Origin of the sequence: Streptomyces sp. NRRL F-2664, assembly GCF_000719345.1 — a bacterium.
Taxonomy (GTDB): domain Bacteria; phylum Actinomycetota; class Actinomycetes; order Streptomycetales; family Streptomycetaceae; genus Streptomyces.
Genome location: NZ_JOFX01000176.1, coordinates 1 through 1977, shown reverse-complemented (window position 1 = coordinate 1977; position 1977 = coordinate 1). Strand labels below are relative to the sequence as shown.

At 76.6% G+C, this 1977-nt stretch carries 3 protein-coding genes; 1 reads left to right on the top strand and 2 read right to left on the bottom strand.

Annotated elements, in window-relative coordinates:
* Together IF89_RS48765 and IF89_RS48760 are read right to left on the bottom strand one after the other, a co-directional pair.
* On the bottom strand, positions 1 to 203 hold a 203-nt coding region (locus tag IF89_RS48765), incomplete at its 3' end, for a hypothetical protein (protein ID WP_234328028.1).
* On the bottom strand, positions 200 to 526 hold the full coding sequence (locus IF89_RS48760; RefSeq protein ID WP_234328027.1) for a hypothetical protein: 327 nt from the start codon (positions 524 to 526) through the stop codon (positions 200 to 202). The genes IF89_RS48765 and IF89_RS48760, both read right to left, overlap by 4 nt.
* On the opposite strand from IF89_RS48760, the gene IF89_RS0135110 reads away from it, so the two are divergent.
* Complete coding sequence (locus IF89_RS0135110) at positions 504 to 1508, top strand: hypothetical protein (protein WP_234328026.1); 1005 nt, start codon at positions 504 to 506, stop codon at positions 1506 to 1508. The genes IF89_RS48760 and IF89_RS0135110 overlap by 23 nt on opposite strands.
* Positions 1509 to 1977 lie beyond the last annotated feature (469 nt).

Here is a 1977-nt window from a genome sequence, read left to right as displayed (position 1 = left end):
GGGGGGTGGGTCACCCGGGCGGCGGGGCGTGCGTGGCGGGGCGGGTGGCGGGGTTTGAGGATGGGTGGGCGGGGGTGAGGCAGTGCGCGCAGGTGGTCGCGGTGGAGGGAGTGGCGATGCCCGGTGTCCTCGGCTGCTGGGTGGTGGCTGCGGCGGTGCTGGCCGGTGGTGCGGTCCCGGTGTGCGGGGCGGTGGGTGGTCATGCGCCGTTGTCGCAGTTCGCCGCGCCTGCTGTGGGGGTGCTGTCCAACGGGATCACGGCGGAGGGGGTTTCGGCGGCTCGTGCGGCTGGTGGCCGGTATGTGGAGGGCAGCAACGTGCTGCGGCTGGCGTCGGGGCGGTGGTTGTACCTGCCGGCGGGGCGGACGGTGTCGGTGGTGGTCGCGGCCGGTGACGGGCGGGCGGTGCGGCAGATCGGGCAGAGCCGGGCGTGGCTGGCCTCCGGGCGGGTGCCGGGCAGGTCCGCGGCGGAGCGGGCGGCGGCCGGGCGGGCGCTGTTGGCGATGCGGGCGCTGCTGCGGCCCAACGGGGCGATGGCGGCGGGGTGGAGTCCGGGCTGGATGTATGCCTGGCCGCGGGATGCGAGTTTCGCGTGTGCGGCGTTCGCGCACACCGGGCATGACGCGGAGGCGTTCGCGGTCCTGCGGCACAGTGCGGCGACGCAGCGGGCGGACGGCAGTTGGGAGGCGCGTACGAAGCTGGACGGTTCCGGGCCGCCGGACGGCAGGCGGTGGCAGCTCGATGCCAACGGCTGGGTTCCGTGGGCGGCGTGGCAGTGGTACGGGGCGGCGCCGGTGCAGGGGCGGCGGGCGCGGCTGATGACGCTCTATCCGATGATCCGCAAGGCGGCCGATCGTGCGGTGCGTTCTTTGGGGGCGGACGGGCTGCCGCCGGCGTCGCCGGACTATTGGGAGCTGATGACGGCGAGTACGAACATCGGTACGGCCGCGCCGCTGCTGGCGGGGTTGAACGCGTCGGCGGATCTGGCGCGGGAGGCGGGCCGGCCGGGGGATGCGGTGCGGTGGGCGCGGGCGGCGCGGCGGTTGTCGGCGGGGATTTCGGCGCGGTTCTTCCCGCTGGGCTACCAGCGCACGGTCGACGGGCGGCACGGGCGGGACAGTGCGGTGGCGTTCATGGCGCCGCCGTTCAACGCGGCGGCGGCCGGGGTGCCGGCGGCGCTGGAGGCGACCTATCGGGCGTTGCGGCTGCCGAACGGGGGGTTGACGCCGGGGAATGATCCGGGGGCGCCGTGGGGTGCGACGGCGTGGACGCCCAGTACGGCGTTCTTCGCGTTGGCGTGGGCGGCGTCGGGGCGGCCGGCGAAGGCGGGGCCGGTGCTGGAGTGGGTGCTGTCGAAGCGGAACGTGCTCGGTGAGCTGCCGGAGAAGGTGGACAAGGAGGGGCGGGCGGCGTCGGTGGCGCCGCTGGCGTGGACGGGGTCGATCGTGGTGCTGGCCCTGGTGGCGCTCGAACGCGGCACCCTGCCGACGCCGCCCGCACAGCCGTGAGCGCCGGGCGCGGGGCCGGCCGCTGTGCGGGGGGGCCGGTCGGGGGCGGGTAGGGCGGGCGGTGGAGGCGGCCGGGGCCGGTTTCCCGCGGCTCTGTCTGCGGGACGGGGTGGCGCGGGTGCGGCGCCGGGTGGCGCGGGTCGCGGGGCGGCCGGGCGCGTGCACTGGTCGGCGTACGTCGCGTGCGGCGCCGGGGGGTGTCCGTCGGGCGGTCATGGCTGCTCCGGTACGGGGTGGCCGGGCAGGGGCGGGCGGGTCTCTGCCCCTGCGGCGGCCGTGCCCGCCGGGCAGGGGTGCCGCGGCTCCGGCGCGGGCCCGCCGGGTGGTCGGACGCGGTGCACTGGTGGGCGTGGCTTGCGTGCGGCGGCGGGGGTGGTGTTGCCCGTCGGGGCGGGTGGGTGGGGTGTCTGTCTCTTATACACATCTCCGAGCCCACGAGACCTCTCTACATCTCGTATGCCGTCTTCTG

Excerpts from the sequence above, each read along its gene's own strand:
- IF89_RS0135110 (WP_234328026.1), top strand. The coding sequence starts at position 504 with ATGCGGGCGCTGCTGCGGCCCAACGGGGCGATGGCGGCGGGGTGGAGT.